Origin of the sequence: Jeotgalibaca ciconiae, from assembly GCF_003955755.1 — a bacterium.
Taxonomy (GTDB): Bacteria; Bacillota; Bacilli; order Lactobacillales; family Aerococcaceae; genus Jeotgalibaca; species Jeotgalibaca ciconiae.
Map to the genome: position 1 here is coordinate 650773 of NZ_CP034465.1, position 23612 is coordinate 674384.

General features: G+C 36.6%; 23 protein-coding genes and 1 pseudogene. 2 read left to right on the forward strand and 22 right to left on the reverse strand.

Annotated features, from left to right (window positions below):
• Positions 1–70: 70 nt before the first annotated feature.
• Positions 71–892 carry a polysaccharide deacetylase family protein gene (locus EJN90_RS02970; RefSeq protein ID WP_126108806.1) on the reverse strand — a complete coding sequence of 274 codons (822 nt, stop codon included), beginning with the start codon at positions 890–892 and terminating at the stop codon, positions 71–73.
• 99 nt (positions 893–991) lie between these two features.
• On the reverse strand, positions 992–1471 hold the full coding sequence (locus EJN90_RS02975) for a UPF0158 family protein (RefSeq protein WP_126108807.1): 480 nt from the start codon (positions 1469–1471) through the stop codon (positions 992–994).
• Between the two features lie 259 nt (positions 1472–1730).
• On the opposite strand from EJN90_RS02975, the gene EJN90_RS02980 reads away from it, so the two are divergent.
• Positions 1731–3200 carry a PTS transporter subunit EIIC gene (locus EJN90_RS02980; protein WP_126108808.1) on the forward strand — a complete coding sequence of 490 codons (1470 nt, stop codon included), beginning with the start codon at positions 1731–1733 and terminating at the stop codon, positions 3198–3200.
• A 268-nt stretch (positions 3201–3468) separates the two neighbouring features.
• Here EJN90_RS02980 and EJN90_RS02985 read toward each other — a convergent pair whose 3' ends face one another.
• From EJN90_RS02985 to EJN90_RS03020, 7 genes are all read right to left on the reverse strand, one after another.
• Entirely contained in the window at positions 3469–3774 is a 306-nt protein-coding gene (locus EJN90_RS02985) for a hypothetical protein (protein ID WP_126108809.1), read from the reverse strand.
• A 57-nt stretch (positions 3775–3831) separates the two neighbouring features.
• The gene (locus EJN90_RS02990; protein WP_126108810.1) at positions 3832–4599 is read right to left on the reverse strand and encodes a YibE/F family protein; all 768 of its coding nucleotides are present in this window, start codon (positions 4597–4599) and stop codon (positions 3832–3834) included.
• Positions 4596–5711 (reverse strand): YibE/F family protein, encoded by a 1116-nt coding sequence (locus tag EJN90_RS02995; protein WP_227872562.1) that lies wholly within the window; start codon positions 5709–5711, stop codon positions 4596–4598. The genes EJN90_RS02990 and EJN90_RS02995 overlap by 4 nt, the downstream gene beginning before the upstream one ends.
• Before the next feature lie 998 nt (positions 5712–6709).
• Positions 6710–6838, reverse strand: a complete 129-nt coding sequence (locus EJN90_RS14105) for a hypothetical protein (RefSeq protein WP_265415841.1) — start codon at positions 6836–6838, stop codon at positions 6710–6712.
• A gap of 338 nt (positions 6839–7176) precedes the next feature.
• Positions 7177–7770 (reverse strand): LysE family transporter, encoded by a 594-nt coding sequence (locus EJN90_RS03005; protein ID WP_227872563.1) that lies wholly within the window; start codon positions 7768–7770, stop codon positions 7177–7179.
• Between the two features lie 115 nt (positions 7771–7885).
• Positions 7886–8791: a LysR family transcriptional regulator gene (locus EJN90_RS03010; RefSeq protein WP_126108811.1), complete on the reverse strand. Its 906-nt coding sequence runs from the start codon at positions 8789–8791 to the stop codon at positions 7886–7888.
• Positions 8792–9340: 549 nt separating this feature from the next.
• Positions 9341–9640, reverse strand: coding sequence for a DUF2089 family protein (locus tag EJN90_RS03020; RefSeq protein ID WP_126108812.1), 300 nt, complete (start codon positions 9638–9640; stop codon positions 9341–9343).
• A gap of 235 nt (positions 9641–9875) precedes the next feature.
• On the opposite strand from EJN90_RS03020, the gene EJN90_RS03025 reads away from it, so the two are divergent.
• Complete coding sequence (locus EJN90_RS03025) at positions 9876–11891, forward strand: right-handed parallel beta-helix repeat-containing protein (RefSeq protein ID WP_126108813.1); 2016 nt, start codon at positions 9876–9878, stop codon at positions 11889–11891.
• 252 nt (positions 11892–12143) lie between these two features.
• Here the strand turns inward: EJN90_RS03025 and EJN90_RS03030 are convergent, their stop codons facing one another.
• From EJN90_RS03030 to EJN90_RS03090, 13 genes and pseudogenes are all read right to left on the reverse strand, one after another.
• Positions 12144–13664 carry a carboxylesterase/lipase family protein gene (locus EJN90_RS03030; protein WP_126108814.1) on the reverse strand — a complete coding sequence of 507 codons (1521 nt, stop codon included), beginning with the start codon at positions 13662–13664 and terminating at the stop codon, positions 12144–12146.
• A gap of 172 nt (positions 13665–13836) precedes the next feature.
• Positions 13837–13962, reverse strand: coding sequence for a hypothetical protein (locus EJN90_RS14110; protein ID WP_265415842.1), 126 nt, complete (start codon positions 13960–13962; stop codon positions 13837–13839).
• A 2-nt stretch (positions 13963–13964) separates the two neighbouring features.
• Positions 13965–14423 carry a GNAT family N-acetyltransferase gene (locus EJN90_RS03035; protein ID WP_126108815.1) on the reverse strand — a complete coding sequence of 153 codons (459 nt, stop codon included), beginning with the start codon at positions 14421–14423 and terminating at the stop codon, positions 13965–13967.
• Positions 14424–14439: 16 nt separating this feature from the next.
• A pseudogene (locus EJN90_RS03040) lies at positions 14440–15210 on the reverse strand (ABC transporter permease).
• On the reverse strand, positions 15203–16138 hold the full coding sequence (locus EJN90_RS03045) for an ABC transporter ATP-binding protein (protein ID WP_126108816.1): 936 nt from the start codon (positions 16136–16138) through the stop codon (positions 15203–15205). The pseudogene EJN90_RS03040 and the gene EJN90_RS03045 overlap by 8 nt, the downstream one beginning before the upstream one ends.
• Positions 16139–16569: 431 nt before the next feature.
• A complete protein-coding gene (locus tag EJN90_RS03050) occupies positions 16570–17448 on the reverse strand; it encodes an AraC family transcriptional regulator (RefSeq protein ID WP_126108817.1) in 879 nt (292 codons plus the stop codon).
• Between the two features lie 293 nt (positions 17449–17741).
• Positions 17742–17948, reverse strand: coding sequence for a hypothetical protein (locus EJN90_RS03055; RefSeq protein ID WP_126108818.1), 207 nt, complete (start codon positions 17946–17948; stop codon positions 17742–17744).
• Between the two features lie 67 nt (positions 17949–18015).
• Positions 18016–19146 (reverse strand): SAP domain-containing protein, encoded by a 1131-nt coding sequence (locus tag EJN90_RS03060; protein WP_126108819.1) that lies wholly within the window; start codon positions 19144–19146, stop codon positions 18016–18018.
• 52 nt (positions 19147–19198) lie between these two features.
• Positions 19199–19990 carry a recombinase family protein gene (locus EJN90_RS03065; RefSeq protein ID WP_126108820.1) on the reverse strand — a complete coding sequence of 264 codons (792 nt, stop codon included), beginning with the start codon at positions 19988–19990 and terminating at the stop codon, positions 19199–19201.
• A 423-nt stretch (positions 19991–20413) separates the two neighbouring features.
• Complete coding sequence (locus EJN90_RS03070; protein WP_164543989.1) at positions 20414–21157, reverse strand: restriction endonuclease; 744 nt, start codon at positions 21155–21157, stop codon at positions 20414–20416.
• Positions 21150–21911 carry a hypothetical protein gene (locus EJN90_RS03075; RefSeq protein ID WP_126108822.1) on the reverse strand — a complete coding sequence of 254 codons (762 nt, stop codon included), beginning with the start codon at positions 21909–21911 and terminating at the stop codon, positions 21150–21152. Before EJN90_RS03075 ends, EJN90_RS03070 begins: the two co-directional genes overlap by 8 nt.
• Positions 21912–22269: 358 nt before the next feature.
• Positions 22270–23175 carry a teneurin-3 gene (locus EJN90_RS03085; RefSeq protein WP_126108823.1) on the reverse strand — a complete coding sequence of 302 codons (906 nt, stop codon included), beginning with the start codon at positions 23173–23175 and terminating at the stop codon, positions 22270–22272.
• A gap of 4 nt (positions 23176–23179) precedes the next feature.
• Positions 23180–23605 carry an SMI1/KNR4 family protein gene (locus EJN90_RS03090; protein ID WP_126108824.1) on the reverse strand — a complete coding sequence of 142 codons (426 nt, stop codon included), beginning with the start codon at positions 23603–23605 and terminating at the stop codon, positions 23180–23182.
• Positions 23606–23612: the final 7 nt, after the last annotated feature.

Consider the following 23612-nt stretch of genomic DNA (forward strand, 5'->3'; position numbering starts at 1 on the left):
CGATGTTCGCTGATATTTTAGCAATTGAATATCTTTCAACAGGAAACGATTTGAGTCGTGAACTTAAAAATCAAGAATTGCCTTCTAACTGGTTCATCCCTGGAGTCAACTCTATTAATTTTTGATTGATTCTTATCCATATCGATTGATAATTCGGATTGAATACTTGCTTTCCATTTGAAGAAAATACAATCCTCTTTGCATCTTCCATATATCGCTTAAATTCAATATTTGTAACAAACCAAATATCTTTTTCATGTTTTGAAACTAATTCCGCGAACTCTTCGATCAAATCCCAATTGTTATCACCATCAAATTCGTAGCTATGTCCCCAAACATACATCAAATATAAATATTGACTTTTATGCAGCTCTACAAATTGTCTGCCCAACTCCATTAACTTTGCATTATGATGACAGCTAGCTTTCCATTCAAACCAATCCATCGGCAACTCAAAGTTATTTGAATTGCCAACCACTCTAGCATATTCTATGCCTAATAGTGGAAGTAAGCTTTTGATATTTTCATTATAAGAACCGTTTGGATAAGAAAAACCTTGTACGGGATAGTATACTAATTCTTCTAGTGCCCTGCGATCCAATATTATTTCGTCCGCAACTTTTTCAATGGGACACCGAGCAATCGTTGGATGGGTATAAGTGTGACCGGCAACTTCATGTCCAGCATACAATTCTTTTACTTCTGATTTTGGAATCCGCTCCTGATCACCACTTTCTTCTGGAAATAATCCTCCATTCAGATGAAAAGTGCCCTTCAAACCATATTTATTAAAAATGCTAATCAACCTTCGATCAGCTTTCTTTCCATCATCATAACTAAATGTAAGGGCTTTAAATTTACCATTTGGATAACAAATATAATATTGATTCATTTCATACCTTCCTTTTAATAAAATAGTTTTCTGTGCTTATTAGTTCATACTTCTTTACTTATCACCTATTTCCAAAGGTCTCATTCCTAGTTGTTATGTTTATTCAGATGATTCACCCTGATAATCTTCACAGACAATGCCGTGCGATTTGCACCATTCTATGGCGATTTCTTTCAAAGCATTTTCATAAAACTCATACCATGCCTCTAGCAAATTGTGTTTTCTGACATTCTCCTTGAATCTACGAAAGGCTCCTTTTCCCTGCAAATCATCGTACATCATTTCACCAACCCTTTCATTCTCGGTGGAAAGACAGAATCTCTCCATTATCTCATACTCATGGATGTCAAATTGACTCGGTAAATCAATCCAGTGCCCATCGTATAAAATTTCAGCAGCTTTTTTTATTGTCCCTTGCTGCCAACTAGGATAGTTTTCTAGTGGTGAATCATTTTCGGCCGCTTCAAATTCTTCATCTGAAATGGATTCCAGCTCTCCTGTTTCCTTGTTTAGAAAGGAACGAAATGTATCTCCTTGAGACTCTATCTCTTGAATAATTTCTTCTAACTTAACTTTCATAACAATTGCCTCCTTTTCAATCCTCCTTCCTACTATTATAATATAAAATACCCATCAGAAGAGAAATTCTAGTAATTACTTTCAAAAAAAGTGGTCTTATTATTGTTTTTCATTTGAGTAACCCAACTTTAACTTTTTACTTTAAAAAGCTTCTAAATGCTTCAAAAATGTTTTCTCTCACCTATTCCTTTATAATGAATATCAAAACTGATGATAAGAGATCGAATCCAAAATTATAGAACACAAGGAGATGGCGACCATGAAAAACAACAAAAAAGATTATCAGGCCTTAGCTACAAAAGTGATTGAATTGGTAGGAGGAGAAAAAAATATCGAGAGCGTCATTCATTGCGTGACTCGACTTCGTTTTTATTTAAAAGACGATCGCTTACCGAAAAAAGATGAAATTGAAAATCTTGATGGTGTTATGGGTATAGTAGAAGCCGGCGGGCAATTCCAAGTCGTCGTCGGTCCTGCAGTCGATGATATCTACAAAGAAACCATGGCACAGCTGTCTGTTACTGACAATGGCTCCTTTGATGAACAAACAAGTTCAAGTTCTTCTGAAAATCGTACAGCACTAGAGAAAGTGAAGCATGCCTTGAATCAATTACTGGGAATTATTACGGGTTCGATGATGCCCATCATCAGTATTTTAGCAGCTTCCGGAATTATAAAAAGTATTCTCGCTATCCTAACTACTACAAATCTTATTTCTGATTCAGGCAGTATTTATTTGATGATTAATGCGATGGCTGATGCAGTTTTTTATTTTTTACCAATTTTAATTGGTTTTAATGCAGCAAAGCGAATAGATGGTAATCCTTTGTTGACTGCAGTTGTCGGAGGAGTTATTATCCATCCTACTGTTCTTGACGCTGCCAATAATGGCTTGGATATTTTAAATCTGGGGAATTTTAATTTTCCCTTTGTAGCTTATACGTATTCTATTTTTCCTATGATTCTTGCTGCCTGGCTAGTGAAAAAAATAGAACTTTGGTTAAAAAAGTGGGTGCCTCTTTATATTCAAGCAATTTTCATCCCGATTGTAGTCATCGGTGTCGTATCCACAACAACGTTCTTGTTCACCGGTCCTGTCATTACCTGGCTTTCACAAGCTTTAGCCGTGGGACTCCAATCCTTACTGAGCTTGAATGCTCCTATCTTTGGTGCTATTATTGATGGCTTTTATCAAATTCTAGTAATTTTCGGATTGCATTGGGGAATCATCCCGATTTACGTTAATGATTTTGCCACACTAGGTTATAGCTATCTCTCTGCCATGGTAAGTGTCCCCATTGTCGCGCAAGGTGGCGCAGCTCTAGCTGTAGCAGTAAAATCAAAGAAAGCAAAAATAAAAGAACTGGGCTATGCTGGTGCAATCTCAGCATTTTGTGGCATTACCGAACCCGCTATTTACGGGATCAATTTACGCTTTCGTAAACCATTTATCTGTGCAAGTATTGCCAGTGCAGTCGGTGGATTTATGACAGGGATATTCCGAATCAATATGTGGAGTATCATTGGATCAATCATTGGTCTTCCTTCATTTATTGATCCGGTCAATGGCATCACTTCCAACTTTTGGTATGCCGTTCTCGTCACAGTCGTAACTCTCGCTCTATCGTTCGTACTGACTTATATGTGGGGTTACAACGATACCATGGAAATGCAAGAAAAACGTCAAAAACCAAAAAATCCTGCTAAAGAAAAACTTGCCAAATTATAAGAAAAGCGGACAAGTCCGCCTTGGCCTATGAAAAAATAGGAAATTTGACCCTGAATTGTCAGGAGACTTCACGCTTCAGCGGGTTAGTCGAATGATATGCGTTAGCGAGCAGCGAAGCGCGCAATGGGGCAAATTTATCTTTTTTTCATTAGGTCAGGACTTGGGAGCTAGACATTGATGGCTGAACTTATAATTCCCTAGTCTATAAAAAAGAAGACGAGCAGATATTTCTGTTCGTCTTTCTTAGGTTAGGCATAAATATACTTCTTTACAATAAGTTTCGCTTTTCCATTTCATTTCTGTATAGTTGATTAATTTCTTCCTGCATACGGATATGTGATTTATAGAAAATGCCATAAACAAAAAAACTAACAAAATGATTCCCTTTATTTCTTTCCGTCGTTTCGTATAATCGTATTAATTGTTTATCGTCAATTTTCCCTTTAGCAATTCTTTTTTCTAAAGAGCGCAGAGTCATTTTTGAAAGCAGACTCGTATATAGCCCAAACAACACATATATTCCGAAGATAGTAATTAACAACAAAATAATTTGTCCTGATACTTCTTTTCCCATGTCAATAATCCCTTCAAATAAAATATAAGGTAATCATAGCCTACTTCTTACACAATTTCATTTTTTCTGCTTTTTGTATGTAACTAAACTATAGGCAGTGAGCCAAGCAGTAATAGGAATAATCAGGATAGCCCCTGCTCCTGTACAAAAAATAGAAATCACTTCTGAACTGAATACTTTAGAATTTACTACTTCGCCAAAAGAGTAGGCTAAATCTTTAAACCAAATGATCAAAGCCAGATATCCGCCAATAAAAGCAAAAAATAAAGTATTGGTAGTAGTGCCTAGAATATCTTTCCCAACATTCATTCCCGATTTGAAAAGCTTATGACTATCCAAAGAGGGATTATGTTGATAAATTTCATTCATTGCAGATGAAATGGAAATAGCCGTATCTGTGATGGCACCAATCGTTCCCATAATAATCGTAGAAATCGCTATTTTGCTAAAGTCGATGCCGACATTGAACGAGAAAAACTGTAACTCTTCTACTTCTTCTATTCCAAACCCTTGTATTTTAGATCTCTCCACAATTACAAAAATAAGCAGAATCAAAAAAACTAAGGTGATGATGGTAGAAATAATGGCTGTAATTGATTTGAAATTGAACTTATTGATATAAAATAAATTCACGTAACTGATTGCCATACAAGCGAGCAGCGTAATAACAATCGGATTATTTCCTTGATTTGCCATCAAAAAAATCGCTAGCAGTATGACACCAAAATTAAAAAATAAAGCCATAAAAGATCGTATTCCTTTTTCTCCTCCAATGACTTTCATGAGCACAAATAAAATAATTGCCAGCCCAACTAATACATTCATTTCACTGTCCTCCTCTTCTGAATAAAATAAGTCGCCGTGTAAATACTGATTGGAATCGTTAATACAATTCCAATGCTTCCAACCAGCGCTCTAGTCAATTCTAAGGACAAATTCATTGATAAGATATAATTTACTGCTACGCCATTTTTCAAGTAAAGAAGAATCATGGGTATACTGCCACTGACATAAGCAAAAAACAAGACGTTTGCCATCGTTCCCATGATATCTTTGCCTATTTCTCTGCCAGATATCTTTAGATTCTTTAGTGGAATACTGTTATTTTTGTCATTTAATTCATACAGCGAAGAAGTAATCGTAATGGCGATATCCATTACGGCTCCTAATGACCCTACCAGAATACTGGCTAGAAATACTCTTTGAGGATTTCGCGTTATAAACTCCATCTCCTCATATCTGAGCCCTTTCCCACCAGTCAAAACTATCACAATATAAGCGATCAACAAGGCGGAAAAAGTACCCGCCAGAGTCGCAATAATAGCTGCGTAAGTTTTCTCATTATTTCCGCTGACTAAAATCAAAGAAACGATTGTAAAGAAGATGACTAAACCGCTGCAAGTCAGTAAGAGTCCGACGTTTTGTAAACTAGTGTAATAATGCATGGCGACCATTAAGACTAGGACGTTGACCAGTAAACTAACAAGAGAAAACAAACCACTTTTCCTCCCCACAATCAATACAGTCAATATAAATAACCATGCTGCTCCTAAAACATATACATCTCGTTTAGGTCCATCAATACGACCTTCATAATATTGATCCCCCTCACTTTCAATCGTCACGAAAATCATATCACCTACTTGATATTCCTGATCTACTGTTCCAGATGATGCGTATTGATTTTCCAATAAGATTAATTGTCCTTTTTGAACGCCGTTTTTTATTTCACCGATCAATTGCTGTTGAAACAAATGATCTTTATTTTCAAGTGAGTCAACCGTTTCTTGTTCAACGGTCAGTGTTGCTTCTACGACTTCTGCTATCGATTGTTCATATAGATAGAAGTTATTTTGTACAAACCACATAGATGTCACTATGCAGAGTAATATAGTGCCATATATAAAAAATGCTTTTTTCTTCCATTTGATTTTCAAAGGTATGCCCCCATTGTAAAAATTGCTATTCCCTCACTCCGATTTTTACATATAAAGTCAGAAAATCTAGCATTTGTATTGTATCACACAAGTTTTTTGTGATAAATAACTGGGTGTTTATGGGAGAATAAACAAAGCATACATAAGAGAGCGCTCACCTCTTAAATGACAAGCGATGAATTCGCTCAAGTTTAGAAATAATGTAATTGGCAGTAATGCCACTTACAAAAGGAATTTCTTTCGAACGTTCAATATGCAAGTGCAATTAGTTTTCTTTAGAGTATCAGTGAATCAGATTGTTCCACTGATACCTATCTTCTTATCACAACAAAAGAAAAACTCTATTCAAAAATCAGTTCTTTTACAAGTTCGACATCGATTATGTATCTATTGAATATCCTCTATTCCATTTTTTTTCAAAAGACTATCATAGCGAAGTTTCTACTGTGACAAAATTCTCTTTTTCAGCAAGGTAGGACTAACAGATGGATGTAGAAAGCAGAACTTATAATCCACTAGTTTAGTCGAAGAGGATTTCCTTATAGCCATGCTGAATAGAAATGCTTTCCATAAACAACTCCTTCTATCTAATAAAATGTGCAAGCTTCAGATGTATTTTACTGTTTGAAGCTTGCACTTTCCTCGAGATCCGTTACTTATCAGCTAAAAATCACCGTTCATACCGTATTCGTAAGTTCATAAATATGCACCGTGCAGATATTCATAAGAAAAGCGTACAAGTCCGCCTTGGCCTATGAAAAAATAGGAAATTTGACCCTGAATTGTCAGGAGACTTCACGCTTCAGCGGGTTAGTCGAATGATATGCGTTAGCGAGCAGCGAAGCGCGCAATGGGGCAAATTTATCTTTTTTTCACTAGGTCAGGACTTGGGAGCTAGACATTGATGGCTGAACTTATAATCTCCTAGCCTATAAAAAAACACCTGCAAGAAGCAGATGCCTTAGATGGCGTATATAAACAAACCTTTATAAACCAGCTTACTTATTATAAATCTTTGGACCTTTTCGCATGTTTTTTATATCATTTTTTGGATCGTCGGTTTGTTTAGATTTTCCGCCACCCTGTTTCTTTTTAATTAGTTCTAACATTTTCTCTTTTGAATTCATTATTTACACCGCCTTGTTCGTAATACTAAATACTTAAATGAAACAAGAGGATCGATGACTAAACGAATGGAATTTTTTCTAATATCTGCAATTTTTTTTAGAAATGATGATTCACTCCTCAAACTGCCCATATAGCTTATTACTAAACCCACTGTTCTTCCCATACTCTTTGCATACCATTACAATATCTGGTTTTACATTAATCAATGAATTATACAGGAAAACGATTGAACTAACAAACATTTTTTATTGTGCTGAAGATTTGTTTCATATTCAAAAAATGAAGTTCTGTTCTTCACAATTTTGAATATGAATATAAATTCTCAAAGTCCCATCTGCTATAAAAGTGCGACTGCACACTGTAAAAGTAATAACGCCAATATCATATTTATTATTCTAAAATGTTTGAAATATGTCTCTTGAAATAATCCTCCAAATAGTATCCAGCTCAATGTAGCAATGGTACCTATGATGGCAATAATCATTTCAAAAAATAAAAGCATACCAAATGAGCTATAATATGAAATTACGTATCCTGTTAAAGAAGTTATACCAAACAAAAATATCTTTACATTAACAATTTGCAAAATAAAGCCATTCCAAAAAGAAGGTGGTTTTCCCGCTGTTTTATTGTGAGGCTTGCTAATCGCAATTTGATATGCAAGCCATAGAATATAAATGACTCCTGCATATTTAAGGATAGACATTACTGGATTTATTAAGTTCTTTAATCCAAAAACAAATACAGCACATAATGTTTGCACAAAAAAATATCCGATGAAAATCCCCATGAATAAAGGTTTGCCTTTCTTCCATCCATAATTAGTCATCGTATTTAATGCTAGAATATTGCCAGGTCCTGGTGTAAAGGCGTTTATTAGTGCGTATATAGCAAATGAGAATAATACTTGAATACCCATATCAAAATTCACTCTACTTTCCTATTGATTGTAATCATTATTCTTAATTATAGGGAGCTTTCTTGATATAGCATAATACTAAAACACTATAGCCTGGTATAGTCAATAGATATACCAGGCTGATTATTTATAGTCCTTGCGCAAACTTTTTTAATGCTTCCAAATAGATTTCACCAAGTCTCGTTAATGTAAGATCTCTGTGTTTGATTGTCCCAACACGTATCACCTCATCGAAATTAAGAGGGACCGCAATAATTTCATCTCCATGAAGGTACCGGGGGAAAACACCCGAGGAAATCGTATAGCCATCAAGACCAATCATAAAATTAACAATCGCTGCTCTGTCACTTACTTTGATACTTTTCTTTACACTTCGAGTACTTAAAATTTCTTCTGAAAAGTAAAAAGAATTGTATTCTCCTTGCTCAAATGAAAGGCATGGATAATCATCTAATTCATCCATATTAATCGATTCCTTATCGGATAAGGGATGGCTTTTACTAATAAACACATGAGGTTTTGCAGTAAATAATTCTGAAAAGCTTATGTTTCCTTCGCTTAACAATTTTGATATTACCGCTTCATTATAATTACTTAAATAAATAATCCCTAATTCACTTCGTAAATTCTTTACATCTTCAATTATTTCATACGTTTTCGATTCACGAAATGTAAATTCATATTCGGAAGCTCCAAATTCTTTTACAAGTTCTACAAAAGCATTGGCTGCAAAAGTATAATGTTGACTTGATACCGAAAAATGTTGCTTAGCTGTTTTTTCACTTATATATTTTTCTTCAAGCATGTTAAACTGCTGCAATACTTGTCTAGCATAACCCAAAAATTCTGATCCTTCATTAGAAACAGTAACGCCCCTATTCGTTCTAACGAATATAGTGATTTTAATTTCCTGCTCTAATTCCTTAATTGCATTCGACAAACTCGGCTGAGAGATGAATAAACTTTTTGCCGCTTCATTCATAGAGCCTTTACTTGCTATTTCTAATGCATACTTTAATTGTTGTAAAGTCAAACTAAACACCACCTTTTTAAAGAATTTAATAGTTCCGTTAAACACGAAATATTCGTGAAAATCTTTGAAATTGAGAATTTCTATATAGCTTCTTTTTGTAGCTACACCACACACTCAATAGGGTACAAGCTGATAGAATTGACGTTTTTACGAATTTTAACCAAATGTAAGTACATTTTTTCCTATTCTTTCTCATAATCAAGTTTTTATTCTCAAAATAAGATATTATTCCAAATCTTGAATATTCATTTTATTAAGCTGAGAAAGAAATTTCATTTTCTCACGACAAGCAAAATAAATCCCAAATAAAAAGATAGTTGGAATATTACTAATTAGAGAAGTAGAGGCAATTAACATAAATATTTCCCACCCCTCATTGTATCAAAAACTACAATGCTTGAAATCATCAATAAAGAATATATAAATGATATTGTTGGCAGTATAAGTCCAAACCACTTACTCTTCTTTTTAGATAGGAATATTTGAAGAAAAATCGCTCCAATTAACAAGGCCATCACAATGAACAACATTACTACGGTTATCCCCATATTACTTAACCCCTTTAGTTTTTTTATATTCTGAAATCAGTAATTTAGCAGTTTCAAAGTCCAACTTGTCATCTAAAGCTAAGCGTTTAATCAAAGCAACATAGGGCTCGTTTGCTGTATCTTCGCTTACTTGGATTTTTTGTATTAATTTATCAAGCCTAAGTCTTACAGTTGGATAAGTAACTTCATATTGATTTGCAACTTCTTTTAATGAACCAGAAGCCAAGAGAAACTTCTTAATAAATGATATATCTTCATCTTCAAGGTTTATCATCCATTCGGCTACAACCTTTATTGCCATATCATAGCCTCCTTTAATAAAGTTAAGCGTACTTTTTAACATTATTAAAGTCAATCGTTACTCTATTACCAAAAATTAATTGCCTGGGCTTTTTGATTCAGTTTTTCTTACAAGATTTCGTTTAAATTTAGCTGTTCAAAGGAGTGATTTAAGCACTTATCTTCTATATAATATAGATATTGTCCTAAATGTGAGGGCTTTTATAATTGTTTAGATTGATATAAGGAGTGATTGTGTGAACTATCATGTGTCAATGCAAGGAAACGATCAAGCAAGTGGAACGGTGGAACAACCGTTTCTAACGATTTCACGCGCTGCCGAAGTGGCAATGTCCGGGGATACAGTCGTTGTCCACGCCGGAATTTACCGTGAATGGGTAAAGCCAGCTAACGGTGGAACTATCGACCAACGCATTACTTATAAGTCTGCTGATGACGGTGAAGTGATTATTACTGGTGCAGACCGTATCACCGACTGGGAAGCTGAGGGAGAAAATGTTTGGCGTACAGAAGTACCAAACGCCCTCTTTACGGTTCGTAATCCTTATGAAGTGGAGTTGAGTGGTGACTGGTTGTTTGATGGCGCCTTGAAAGCTCATTTAGGTGATGTTTATTTAGATCATAAATCACTTTATGAATGCGGAAGTATGGCAGAAGTTGAAAATCCCGAAGTGTGGCCAGAAGCGAAATATTCAGAAGACTCACTGTTGAAATGGTATTGTGAAGCAGGGCCTTCTACAACAAAGATTTGGGCAAATTTTGCTGGTAAAGACCCTCGCAAGGAAAATGTTGAAATTAACGTCCGTCCACATTGTTTCTGGCCGGAAAAGTCAGGTCTTGACTACATTACCGTAAGCGGATTCACTTTACGCCAAGCTTCCCCCCAATGGGCACCTCCGACAGATTACCAAGAAGGCTTGATTGGGCCACATTGGAGCAAAGGCTGGATTATTGAAAATAACATTATCTCTGAATCTAAAAGTGTCGGCATCAGTCTGGGAACTAAAATCGGCACGGGGCATGTGAAATATGCAGGTAAGCACAAAAAAGGTGGTACGCAACGTGAGCAAGAGGTTATTTTACGGGCGTTGCATGCTGGTTGGCACAAGGACACTGTCGGCAGTCATATTGTTCGTGGCAATGTCATTCATGATTGCGAACAAGCCGCCATTGTTGGCCATATGGGATGTGCCTTCAGTGAGATTTACCAAAACCATATTTACAATGTCCATCACAAACGCTTGAGACACGGCGCGGAAGTTGCTGGGATTAAGCTGCACGCTGCCCTAGATACACAAATTAGTGATAATAAAATCCATAGCTGTTATCGTGGTATTTGGTTGGATTGGCAAGCACAAGGAACTCGCATCAACCGCAATGTGTTGTTTGATCATTTGTCTGAAGATTTATTCATGGAAGTTTGTCACGGACCTTATCTGGTAGACCATAATCTCTTTTTATCACCGATGAATTTTAGAAATATGGCACAAGGTGGCGCTTTTGTTCATAACTTGTTTGCTGGTCGATTCGTTGTACAGTCCGAACTTAGTCGAATTACGCCTTACCACTTCCCTCATGAAACAGCGATGGCAGGCTATTCTAATATTTCGAGCGGGGATGACCGCTATTATAACAATATTTTCTTGGGTGATAACGACTCTAATAAAGAACCTGTTCCAATTACGTTCTTTGAACACCTGCCGCTTAAACCGCGCGAACTCCCAGAAGATAATGGCAAGACTGTCATGGACGGCGTTCCAGATGATTCCATTTGTTATCTGTACCCAGTCGGCTTAGGTGGTTATAACAAACATCCTAACGCAAACGATAAACAACTGTGGGAATATACGAAAGAGGAACTGATAGCCCTCGGAGATGCTGCTAAAGATTTCTTTGTTGGAAATGCTGTACTGCCTGTAGCAGTAGATGGCAATCTCTATCTGAACGATGCGCTCCCAAGTAGTAGCCACGAACCACAAGCAACTGTCTTTGAAAAGAGTGGATTTGAAATCACAACAAATCCATCTACAGGTGCTGTGACGGTTGCTGTCACAGATGCTGCGTCGGTTAACGGATCCGATACAGTCCCTGTCTCGACAAATGTATTAGGCAAAACTTATCACGCTGACATGAACTTCGAACAGCCAGACGGGACTCCTTATCACTTTGATACGGATTTCTTCGAAAACGAAAGAACTGTGAAGACACCAGGACCGTTTGAAGTAACGGAAGCTGTGGTATTTGAGTTTTAGGAAATGAAGCGCTCAAATGGAAAAAATGATTTGAATGAGGAAGGCTTCCCTACTCAAACAAAATGCGATGAAAGTGGGAAAAAAGGCGTTTAGATCCGAATCACTGGAGCGAATAAGCGCAAGATGGTTGCAGACCATCTGAGCATGATTCGTGAAGTGGACGTCGGGGCTGCCTTTTTGAGCACATTTACGCTACATTATTCGGGTATAGGAAAGGGGCCGGGAGTTTTTTCCCGGCCCCATCGCGTTTTTCTATTTATTCTTGAAGGTTTGATTCACCAAGAAGGTCATCAATTCGTTCGGTTGCTCTTTAACAAATTCTGACTTGTCGCCAAACACCATGCCATAAGGTGCATCCAAGGTATAGGGATTCCACTGTGGCATTTTTTCACCTGTCACATCTTTGCCATTCGGGTCACCGCTAGCGATAAAGTTGGCTAAATAATTACTCATCTCCCGCGCCAAATCGTAGTGTTTGCCTACAAACGGACGCCAGCATTTTGCCAAGGTCTCAAAGAAGAACCACAGATCGGCAGAGTGGAAGGTACCGGGATCATCCCAGCCCGGTATCTCTGGATCAAAATTGTAATAGTAGAGTGGCATATCAGCGCCGGTGTCTGCGTTTGCCTTACCCAGAACACGGATTGCATACTCAATCATTGGAATCGATGCATTTTGTTTAATTGTATCAAAGTCTCCTGATTCAAAGTTACATAGCTTCAGAAACTCATCCGCATCCGCCCCAAAGAGTTTGTCGGCCAATTCCTTGAATGCATCCAAACTAGAAACTTCCGGAACTCCGAAGAACTCAGATGACGTCTGCCCCAACAGAACAGGAACCATCAAACGTTTGTTTTCCATAAACAGTTCGAAGGCATTTCCCATGACAAATTTTTTGTCTACGACAGGCCCCCAGAAAGCTTGATATTCCAATAGTTTTTCGCGGACGAATTCTCCGTCTAGCGCCCGTGCCTCTTCCAATGAAGACACCCCCATGAACTCAAAGAACTGCACGCCCGCCTCTTCGACTTCGGCTAATGTTCGACCACTTCCTGGTATTCCGCCACTTTTGTATACGTTTGCAAAAACACCACTCAAAACAACAGCCTTATGGAATAGTCCTTCATTTTGCGGTGCGGTTAATTGGTGCATCACGCTCGCGCCACCAGCCGATTGACCGCCGACCGTAATGTTATCGGGATCTCCACCAAATGCAGCGATGTTACGTTTGACCCATTCAATTCCTGCTTGTTGGTCCAGTAGACCAAAGTTGGTTGGTGCATCCGGTGCTTCTGCCGTGATTTCCGGATGGCCTAGGAAACCAAATACGTTCAAGCGATAGTTGACCGTAACCACAATCGCGCCGCGACGTGCTAAGCGCTCGCCATCAAATTCCATTTCTGATGTATAACCATACTGGAACCCACCACCGAAAATCCACACATAAACCGGTAGCTTTTCATCGGTATGACTAGCAGGTGTCCACACGTTCAAGTATAGATTGTCTTCATCCATCGGCACGTTTGGATCTACGTGCCATTCACGCGAATAAAAATCATCCGGGTTGACGCCCGGCCTTGCTTGCATCGATATCGGTGCAAACTCAAATGCTTTCAGCGTACCTTCCCAATCGGCTGCAGCTTGTGGTGCCCGCCAACGATTCTCGCCTACAGGCGGTGCTGCAAACGGAATCCCTTTAAAAGCTGTTATACGGGGATCAGCTGCTGGCAATCCTTGAATAAAACCATTTTCTACTTTTACCTTTCTTAACATCAAGCATTTCTCCTCTCGATTATAGGCCACTTGTACAAAATGACTCAAACCGTAAATTTAGTCAGTCATTTTAAATTTTTTTACAATTTTAATGTATCACTCGCTTTCTTTAGAGTCAATAAAACCCTGAAAACAGTATTAAATACTCGTTTCAGGGTGTGAATAATCTGATTTACTTATGTAGTATCGGTGCTTTGCGCATGAATTTTCCGTCATTCTTTGCGACAGTATGATGTTTCACTTTGTTGCCAGATTTTTTATCTTTTATTAGTGCCTTCATTTTTTCTTTTGCATCCATTGTTATACCCCCTTCTCATCAAACTGATATTGAAAAATCAACTCGCCATTCGGATCTCGTTCATTGATAAACTCAAAGCCGATACTATTATATAACCGATAGGCCACTTTATTCTCTTCAACAATACTTAAATAGATGGATTTAATGTCGTATTCCTTTGAGACAATCTCAATGAGCTGCTTCATCGCTTGTTTTCCAAAGCCTTTTCCCTGATAGTTTTTATCAATCATAATACGATCAGTCCAAGTGTCTTTGTTGACGCCAAAAGACCCATACATAGCAAATCTAATTAATTCTTCTTCGTGATAGATAGATACTGGTTGCCATTCTGGATAGCGTGCAGCTTCCTCTAAACATTCAGCCACCGTTTCAATGAATCCTTCTTGCCCATCTTTTAAACTTATGGCTCTAACAGCGGCCTCATTGTTTGCATCAATATCTCTGAAAAATAATGGTGTCATTGGCTCTCCTACCTCTCTAACTTCTTATCCCTTTTCCTGTATTAATCAGATAGTAACACACCGAATAGACAATAATAATAAACAGAACCAGAATCATAAGCGAAACCATAATCGGCACATCAGTCGTCCCCAAGAACCCATAACGGAAAGCAGAAATCATATAAACAATCGGGTTTACTTTTGATACGGTTTGCCAGAATGGCGGTAACATCGAAATGGCATAAAATACACCACCTAGATAAGTTAATGGTTGTAATACAAAGGTCGGTACAATCGACACATCATCGTATGATTGTGCAAAAACGCCATTTATTAGCCCAGCTAGAGAGAACAGAATAGCCGTCATTAATAATGTCAGAATAACAATTAACCAAGAGAAAACATTCAATGGAACAAATAATAACGAAATAATGGTTACCAGTGTACCCACCAGCAGACTTCTCCCTAATCCTCCTAAGACAAATCCCCAAATAATCACATGCGTCGGCACTGGGGCTACTAATAATTCCTCAATATTTTTTTGGAATTTTTGTGAGAAAAATGATGAAGAAACATTTGAGTAAGAACTCGTGATAGCTGACATCATGATTAACCCTGGTACAATAAACTCCATATAAGAGAATCCACCCATATCGCCTATGCGTCCACCGATCATTTTTCAAAAAATAACGAAATACAATGATGTGGTGATAACAGGTGGTACCAAGGTCTGTACCCAGATACGCAGGTAACGGTTTGTTTCCTTGATCGCTAAACTTTTTAGAGCTGTAAAATAAAGACTAAACATTTCTTTCCTCCAATTGGTGCTTTTCTTCTGTGATTTTCAAAAATAGTTCTTCTAAGCGGTTTGATTTATTCCGCATCGATAAGACTTTAATCCCTTGATTACTTAGTTGATTAAAGATGTCATTGACTCCTTGATTGCGTTCAACCTCTACCGTCAATGTCAGGTCATCCTCAAATTCATAGCTATAACCCTTGATTTCAGGTTTATAATCATAGGTATCCAAGTCGAAAATAAACGTTTCATACTGTAACTTAGAAAGAAGTGACTTCATACTTGTATTTTCAATCAATGCACCCGATTGAATAATCCCAATATTTCGGCAAAGCATTTCAGCTTCTTCTAAGTAGTGAGTGGTTAAAATAATCGTTGTCCCACTTTTATTCAATTCTCTTAAAAATGCCCACATATCACGTCTTAATTCGATGTCTACCCCCGCAGTCGGCTCATCTAAAATCAGTAATCGCGGTTCATGCATCAGCGCTCGAGCGATCATTAAACGACGCTTCATTCCACCTGATAACATACGGGCACGAACATGTCGCTTCTCCCATAAACTCGATTGCTTGAGATACTTCTCACTCCGCTTAAGTGCCTCCTTACGTGAAACACCGTAATAACCTGCCTGATTAACTACAATTTGTTGAACCGTCTCAAAGGGGTTGAAATTAAACTCCTGAGGTACCAAACCGATTTGCTGCTTTGCCCGCTCTAAATCAGTATCCAGGTCATAATCAAAAACTTTTACTTGCCCTGATGTCTTGTTGACAAGTGATGTAATGATGCCAATGGTGGTTGATTTGCCAGCACCATTAGGTCCCAGTAAAGCGTAGAAGTCGCCTTCTTCTACAGCCAAATCAATCCCTCGAAGTGCTTCAACACCAGTCGCATATACTTTTTTCAAATCTTTTATTTCTAATGCATATGTCATTTATTTGTTGTCTCCTTATGATATTATTCCTTATTTTAACATGGATTTGTCTTCTATATGCGTCATTTAATATGAAATGGATTTAAGCGTTGTTACCCTATCGCTATTAGGTCACGCTTGGGACTTTCACTCTTTAGAATGTGCCGTTGCTGGACAAACAAAAAGACGTTCATTTTAGTTGAACGCCTAAAAATAATTTTATTCTATTGTGTTCCCACGCTCGGATTAATTCTCACCGAAACAGTAATATAGTTTTTCAGTACTTTATTTCTCAAGTTTTCTCTTTCTCCTGCAAACACGAAATGCTGGTGAAAGTGTTTAAAATTGAGAATTTCTATATGTGATGAGTTGATAAAATGAATGTCATTTGAACATGCCCGTTCTTGGAAAAATATCCACCAATCGTAGCATTTACGAAAAAAATAATGTAATTAATAGACTTTTTTCTTTACCGGAAGCCAGATTTCACTTCGATACTTTGGATTTCCAGTGTCTGGACTCTCGTTCCACAAAATTTCAGGGCCTTCAACTACCTCATATCCTGAAGATGGAAACCACTCTGAGTATATTCTCCCCCATACATTTTGAAGTGTTTGTGGGAATGGTCCAATCGATTCAAATACTGCCCAGGTACAAGCATCAATTTTTAACACATCAAATTCTGCTGTTTCATCATCTGAAGTTGCTACCCCGATGTAATGATCCAACTCACCCTTTTCATCCATTCTTCCTTCTGAGAAATTAGCGGAAGCACTAATAATACCTGTTGGTTCTACATTTGAGATAGCTTTTAATCGTTTAATAACCTCCGGAGTTAAAAGTTCGGTCATTTTTGCAATCTCTGGATTGACACCTTCAAATACAATCGGAACTCTCTTCTTAAATCCTACTAACTTAAAAGGTCCTTTCTCAACAATACGATAGTTCATTTCGCATCCTCCTTTAATTGATAATTGAAAGGTCATTCGTGGATAAATTTTTAATTGTGTATTCTCACTTCTTGCCTTAGAAGGGAGAATACCATGCAGGGAATGAAAAGCACGGGAAAATGAATCAGCCGAATTATAGCCATATTTGACAGCTACATCAATTATCCTCAAATCCTTATCTTTCAACTCAAGTGCAGCCAACGACAATCTTCTTCTCCGAATATATTCTGACAAACTTATGCCTGCTAAAAAAGAAAACATCCGCTTAAAATGATACTCTGAACAATAAGCAATTTTAGATACTTTACTATAATCAATTTCTTCTGTTAAGTTCTCTTCAATATATGCCAATGCATTATTCATACTTCTTAAAGAATCCATTGAACAACCTCCTTTCATCATCAATATTATCAAAGGGTGAGTTTTTCCATCCGACAATCTGTGCACAATATAGTCGAGTCTGTTTCATAGCAGGATAAATATTTACACTATTTCTCATGGGAGACTTTCTCTACACTATATTTAAGCGGCAAACCTATAGTAGTCTAAGTGTCCCCTCTTTTTGTTCACCTTCCGAATGGTATTGCCGAGAAAAATCATACACTTAGCTAGATTAGTTAGATACTTGTTATATCAATGTTTATAGAGTCGATTTGTTTCCACACAATGATTTACTATTTATTATCAAAATAACTCATTTCATTTAAAATTGCCGTTTCAAACTCCAAAAAGAGGCTTCCTATTGGATTAAAAGCTCTGGAAAACTCCTCTATTAAGCGATTCTGTTCTATTTCTTTTCCATCAACACTACATATTCCACATGTAATTTTTAGGCTATCTTTGGCCTTTAAAAAGCCCATTATTTCAACATGAATCTTCAATAGTTTAAATCAGATAGATAAGTAGGTTAATTTATTAGTTATAATTTTCCCCTTCTAATTGTGTGGCTTACATATTCTTCTTATTGATTTCTTTTTCGATAAGTTTTTTAATTCTATCAGAATACTTGTCTGATTTTTCAGAATAATTTGGCTTAGTGTTCTTTATTCTCTTGAGTAGTCTTAGAGCAGAGTCATAGTCCTTAGATTTAATATACAAATCTGGAAGTTCGAAATGCCATTTTGATCCTTCAAATTTTAATCCACCATTATTCCAAATTTCTTCCCAAAAAATTATATATCTCTCTAGATTGTTGTCTTGTTCATAATTTTCTCTTGCTACTTTAATCGCCTCTAATTGTTTATCTTGGCCATCAAGAATTTTATGCATCTCAGGATCTGATTTTTCTAGATTCTTCATGAATTCTATATTTCTATTTCTTGATTCATCATCCATTTCTTTTTCTAATCGATCAACTATATTTTTCCAATTAGACTTATCCCCTGAACCTAATTTATTGTTTATTCCCCAGACGTTAAAATTAGGTCCGAAGGAATTATTCTCTATAGTTTTCTTCTTATGGTTATGCATATATGCAACGTAAGCATTATCCCTTATCTCCTGCTGTCCTAAATTAGTTAATCTATATTTTGCTTGAAGACCATATATTTGTACATCATTCGGTGTAATGTTGCCAATAATTCTTTCAACTAATTCTAACTTTTTCCCAGTGGTATTTAAACCTTTAGATTTAAGTAATTCTTTTATCTCATTTACCTTAAGGCTATTAACAGAATCCTCATGTGAACCTAGAATGATAAACCCCCTATCTTCTAATGTTTTCAGCATAACTCCTACATTCCTAATCCCGTATTCAAACCACCAAAATCCAGGATATCCATTTTCAGGATTTGGATAGATACCTTTATTACAGTATTCCAGCAATAAAATTTCTGAAGGATATAGACCTCTATCGGAAGAAATTGCGGTCTTTTTCCGTTCTGGATAAGTGACTACTCTTTTTCCCATCATGGTTCCTTCATAGGAGGCCCTTGTATAGTATGAATCCGGCTGATAAAATTTCTTATCCTCTTTTGCAACTGGTTTATTCCATGCTTGGTCTGGTGATAAAGATTTTCCCTTACCACTACCCTTAAAGAAATTAAATAACCCCATAAATTCTTCCCCTTCACTTTTCATCTATTGATACTATTCCTTAGTTTTATATCTCCGATCAGTCCTTTTCAGTTCATTACCTTGCCGGACGCTTCGTCTGGCTTTTTCTTCTTGGACAGCTTGAAACTGTACCGATATACTTCTCATTAGACAAAAGCACATCCACCGTTCGCTTTGGCCATTTCTCTCTCCCAGAAGGCGAAGAAAGGCTACTCTTTTCAAGAGCCTTTACAATGCCTAACACACTCTTACCTTCCAAGTACCAACCAAAAATTTGTTGAACCACTTTAGCTTCATCCTCATGAGGAATAAGATGACCTTCACGATTTTTTGTATATCCATAACACTTACGGTGATAAAACCCAGACGTTCCCTCCTGGGCCTTTTGCTGCATACCAAGTTTAATATTCTGACTGCGCGATTCATTTTCTGCCTGATATACTGCTTCTAACACACTCAAAATAAATTCATTTGAATCCTGATCTGTATCTAGCCCATTATTATCAAAAATGACACGTACTCCTGAATTTCTAATGACTCGATAGCTTTCTAGGGTTTCTACAGTATCTCTGCCTAATCGGCTGACATCTCTTAGAACAACAATATCCAACTTGTCATTCTGACAATCCTCTATCAGACGATTAAGCTCTGAGCGATTTGTTTCTTCCTTGGCGGATTGAATCTCCACATACATATCTATGATTTTCCACGAAGAAATATTAGCTACCTTGCGAGTCAGACCTGAGATTTGATTAGACAAGCTTTTCAATTGTTCACCCTTGGCTGATGATACTCGACAATAAATTCCTATTCGCTTAATAGGCTTAGGACGAGTCGGTATATAATGAACTTTAGGATTATAAACCATTATCTTTTCTCCCTCAGAAGGCTACTTATCTATTCATAATATAACAGAGTAGGTTATTTAAAACTATAGTATTTGTTTCCGAGAAGGAATACTATTATATCAACCTTTCAAGGCTCGACCTGTTCCCACATATATACCCAACCTTTATTGCTCCAAACGATAAATTCGACAAAAGTTTATCCATAATTTCAAAAAAAGAGGTTCCTAGACACTTGCACAATGTCTAGAAACCCCTCTGTTAAGCGATTATTTCTTGTTTCTTTTCCATCAATACCACACATTCAACATGAGTTCACGCTATAAACATGTCTACAAAACATCAATGTCCATGATTAAGATTTTTTAATAAACAATTTCCTAAATAATCAAAGGCGTCTTTTTACCACGTATTAGCGTAATACTGAAAACTGCAAGTGCTTATATTCACCTTATATACATTTCAATATCAGAGGCATCTAAATCCCAGAAATGATAAGGCGTTTTGTATAAATCACTTGTAAACTGATTGAATAATTTCACAGAAACTTTGTTCTTATTCTTTAAAGATTTTATCTCATTTAAATGTGATTGAGAAACACCTACAAGTTTTATGTCACCGTAATTCAATAAGCAAAGCTTTTGAAATTGTTCCGCAAAATACTTGTTTTCAAAAAGTAAAATTCCCTCTTCCAAAAATACATTTTGTTCTATTGAATTCTTTCCGGTTGAATTCATGAACATCCAAAACGGATCTCCTATAGTTTTGTAATCCGGAACCAAATATTGATCATTTTGCCCATTAATAAATCTATCGAATTCGTCATATTTTATAAGCTTAATTCCATTATAAGTAGATACTTTTTGAGCTCCGTCTTGAAACTTGCTTTCTGCTGAAATAAAAATTCCATTTATATTCCCTATTTTTTCTAACTTATAAGAGAAATCTCTTAATTGACTAACATTTATTGGGTTTTTCCAGTTTTTGCATTCAACTGCTACCCTGTATTTTACACCAAAATGTTCAAATGAGTAAAGTACATCAATTTCGTGGCTTGCACCATCAGCACCTAACATTGGTACGCGCTTCTCAACTTTAGCTTTTATCCGTTCGTTGTTTGCGATTTGAATATAGATTTTTTCAACAATAGATTCAAATTTCTCTCCCTTTATTTGCGATGTATTATTCATTACCATCACCTCGCAAATAAAATTTTCTGAACTTTTCATGGCTAATACTATAACATGCGATGGAATCTTTCTCTGGTTGCTCAAATTTAGGCAAAACTATATTAAAATCTGGACATATCCCATTTTCCTGTAGTCTAACTAATATCTTGAGATGGTTTTGCGAAATCCCAAACACTCTAGAGCTCTCTTCCAATTTTTCACAATAACTATCCGCCTGTTTTTTTGATAAAAACAGCAAAATCTTATCATTAACCATATCATAATTCCCTGTATTCTCATCATTATTGTTTTTTATTGTTTCCATAACAACCCAAAACGGATCTCCCACTATATCATCCTCTGGAAGCATCATTTTGAGCGCACTTATAACGCTTTTTTGTACTTCATTTAAGAAATTAAATTTCTTCAAATCTATATTTGCCATTTCAGCTGCTTTTTTTGCCCCAATAGAGACTTTATCATCATAGTATAGAATCCCTTTTGCAAAAAAACGTAGGTCATTTAAAACACAAGCGAATTCCCAAACATCTTCCTCCGTTACTTCTGTGCCCTCTATTGTTTTTATTATTGTCCGTTCTAAATTATTCATCTGAATAAATTCAAAATAAATATCAACCGAGTGTTGTTTTTTCAATTTCCCAGGGATTTTCCAGTCTTCTACAATCTTAGGCCTAAAAAATCCCTCCCTTTGAAAACGACTTTTATACATTGAAATCACATTAGCTTTTAATCCTGGATTCTCTCTTGCTTCCACTATTTCCCTCCTCTTAATCATATCAACTGATTAACATTTATTGTATTCCCACACCCCAGATCAATTACCACCGAAACGGTAATGTGGTTTTTCAGTACTTTATTTCTCATTTTTTCACCTTATCCCACAAACACGAAATGCTTGTGAAAGTGTTTAAAACTAAGGATTTCTATATAGTTTTTCTTTGTAGCAACGATACACACTCCACATGTTTTGAGATGAAGGGATAGCTGTCAATAATTAAAAACCTAAATATTTTTAGTTGAAGTTCTCTTTGAGGGAACATATCCACAGTGGACTTTAGTATGTGGGAACATATCCATTATTATATCAATTATAATGCCAGGGGGGTCTTTTGTTATTCCTCATTGTTTCCACCACGCGGGTATGGATCCTTATCTTTCCATTTAACACTACCATCTTTATAATGATAATGCTGTCCATGTCCTCTCACTGTGTGTTCATTCGGAGAAGAACGCTCCGAGGATTCTGAAGTGTCCTGATCTGCAGGATAATCATCATATGAATCTTCGTACTCAGCGCGGTCATCATCTGACCATTCGTATTCTGAATTTGATGAACCGCTCCTTGATGATTCTTTGATAGCAGCTACAGCCACAGTAGCCACAAATAATCCAACGCCCTTTATTGCTTTTATTGCATTCGGGTGTTTATCTGAAAATTCTATAATTGTTTTACTTATGGTTTTGAAGCCGCTCTTCAATTTCGGTACAAATTCCTGCTTCGTTATGTCTTCTATGTTATTAGGTGGTACAGTCTCGTGTAGAGATTCATATTTTTTGTTTGACTCTGCCTTTTTCTGAACTCCACTTACAGACTCTTGATTAACTTCTTTCTCAATTTCTGGTTTATTTTGTGCTTTGTTTACAGGATCGGCTAATTGTATTGTTTCGCATTGAATAAATTTTCCATCTCCAAAGTCAGTCTTTACTTTTGTAACAGGATTAAAATGCCAATTAGTCGGATTTCTGCAATCCCCATCGTGGGCCTCTAAATGTTCTGCTCTTGTTAGGAACTGAATATTTCCGGGGTCCCCTTGATATTCTGGATATCTTTCCACACTTTTCATATGCTGTCCTTGAAAAGCTACACCGTTCTCATCATAGGCTTTACCTTTATCAAGAATATCTTTCTGTTGTTGGGCAGTCCATTCTCTTGTCCCTTTTCCTTCTTGGACAAGTTCCTGCTCCTTATTCCAAGCCGCATGTATCGCCTTGTTAGATTCTGCTGTTCTTCTTAACATATAATCAACCACCTATGCCAAGCAAATCATGCAGATGTTTAAGAAAGACTATAAAATCATCATAAATTTCATCGTCTTCTATCCTTCCAGCTTCTTGATTATATATAGCTATTTTTTCGCTATTTTTTGCGCAGATGATTGGGTCGCCTGATGCTAAAGCCCCAATAACGATATAGTCATCGTTTGGTCGTGAATTATCATTTACATTAATCACTGGCTTGTGTTCAATTCCATATAATTGAATACCTGCTGGCAAAAAGAACTCACCACCATCAGAAAGCTGCAGCCATTCTTTGTATTTGGATGGAAGAACGACATTATTTTCTTTTTCAAAGGTTGTGATTTTTTCTTCTGTAGTCGCCTCATGAAAAATCATTTTACCCTGTGTACTTAATTCATCAATAATTAGCTTTAATTCTGCAGAAACCATTGTTTTC

Coding starts and splice junctions, on each gene's coding strand:
- EJN90_RS03065 (WP_126108820.1), bottom strand. CDS start 19,990: ATGGTTTATAATCCTAAAGTTCATTATATACCGACTCGTCCTAAGCCT.
- EJN90_RS14105 (WP_265415841.1), bottom strand. CDS start 6,838: ATGAATTCAAAAGAGAAAATGTTAGAACTAATTAAAAAGAAACAGGGT.
- EJN90_RS02970 (WP_126108806.1), bottom strand. CDS start 892: ATGAATCAATATTATATTTGTTATCCAAATGGTAAATTTAAAGCCCTT.
- EJN90_RS03060 (WP_126108819.1), bottom strand. CDS start 19,146: ATGAAAAGTGAAGGGGAAGAATTTATGGGGTTATTTAATTTCTTTAAG.
- EJN90_RS03085 (WP_126108823.1), bottom strand. CDS start 23,175: ATGTTAAGAAGAACAGCAGAATCTAACAAGGCGATACATGCGGCTTGG.
- EJN90_RS03050 (WP_126108817.1), bottom strand. CDS start 17,448: ATGGATTCTTTAAGAAGTATGAATAATGCATTGGCATATATTGAAGAG.
- EJN90_RS02975 (WP_126108807.1), bottom strand. CDS start 1,471: ATGAAAGTTAAGTTAGAAGAAATTATTCAAGAGATAGAGTCTCAAGGA.
- EJN90_RS03070 (WP_164543989.1), bottom strand. CDS start 21,157: ATGAATAATACATCGCAAATAAAGGGAGAGAAATTTGAATCTATTGTT.
- EJN90_RS03090 (WP_126108824.1), bottom strand. CDS start 23,605: ATGGTTTCTGCAGAATTAAAGCTAATTATTGATGAATTAAGTACACAG.
- EJN90_RS02980 (WP_126108808.1), top strand. CDS start 1,731: ATGAAAAACAACAAAAAAGATTATCAGGCCTTAGCTACAAAAGTGATT.
- EJN90_RS02990 (WP_126108810.1), bottom strand. CDS start 4,599: ATGAATGTATTAGTTGGGCTGGCAATTATTTTATTTGTGCTCATGAAA.
- EJN90_RS03030 (WP_126108814.1), bottom strand. CDS start 13,664: ATGTTAAGAAAGGTAAAAGTAGAAAATGGTTTTATTCAAGGATTGCCA.
- EJN90_RS03045 (WP_126108816.1), bottom strand. CDS start 16,138: ATGACATATGCATTAGAAATAAAAGATTTGAAAAAAGTATATGCGACT.
- EJN90_RS02985 (WP_126108809.1), bottom strand. CDS start 3,774: ATGGGAAAAGAAGTATCAGGACAAATTATTTTGTTGTTAATTACTATC.
- EJN90_RS03035 (WP_126108815.1), bottom strand. CDS start 14,423: ATGACACCATTATTTTTCAGAGATATTGATGCAAACAATGAGGCCGCT.
- EJN90_RS03020 (WP_126108812.1), bottom strand. CDS start 9,640: ATGGCAATAAAGGTTGTAGCCGAATGGATGATAAACCTTGAAGATGAA.
- EJN90_RS14110 (WP_265415842.1), bottom strand. CDS start 13,962: ATGGATGCAAAAGAAAAAATGAAGGCACTAATAAAAGATAAAAAATCT.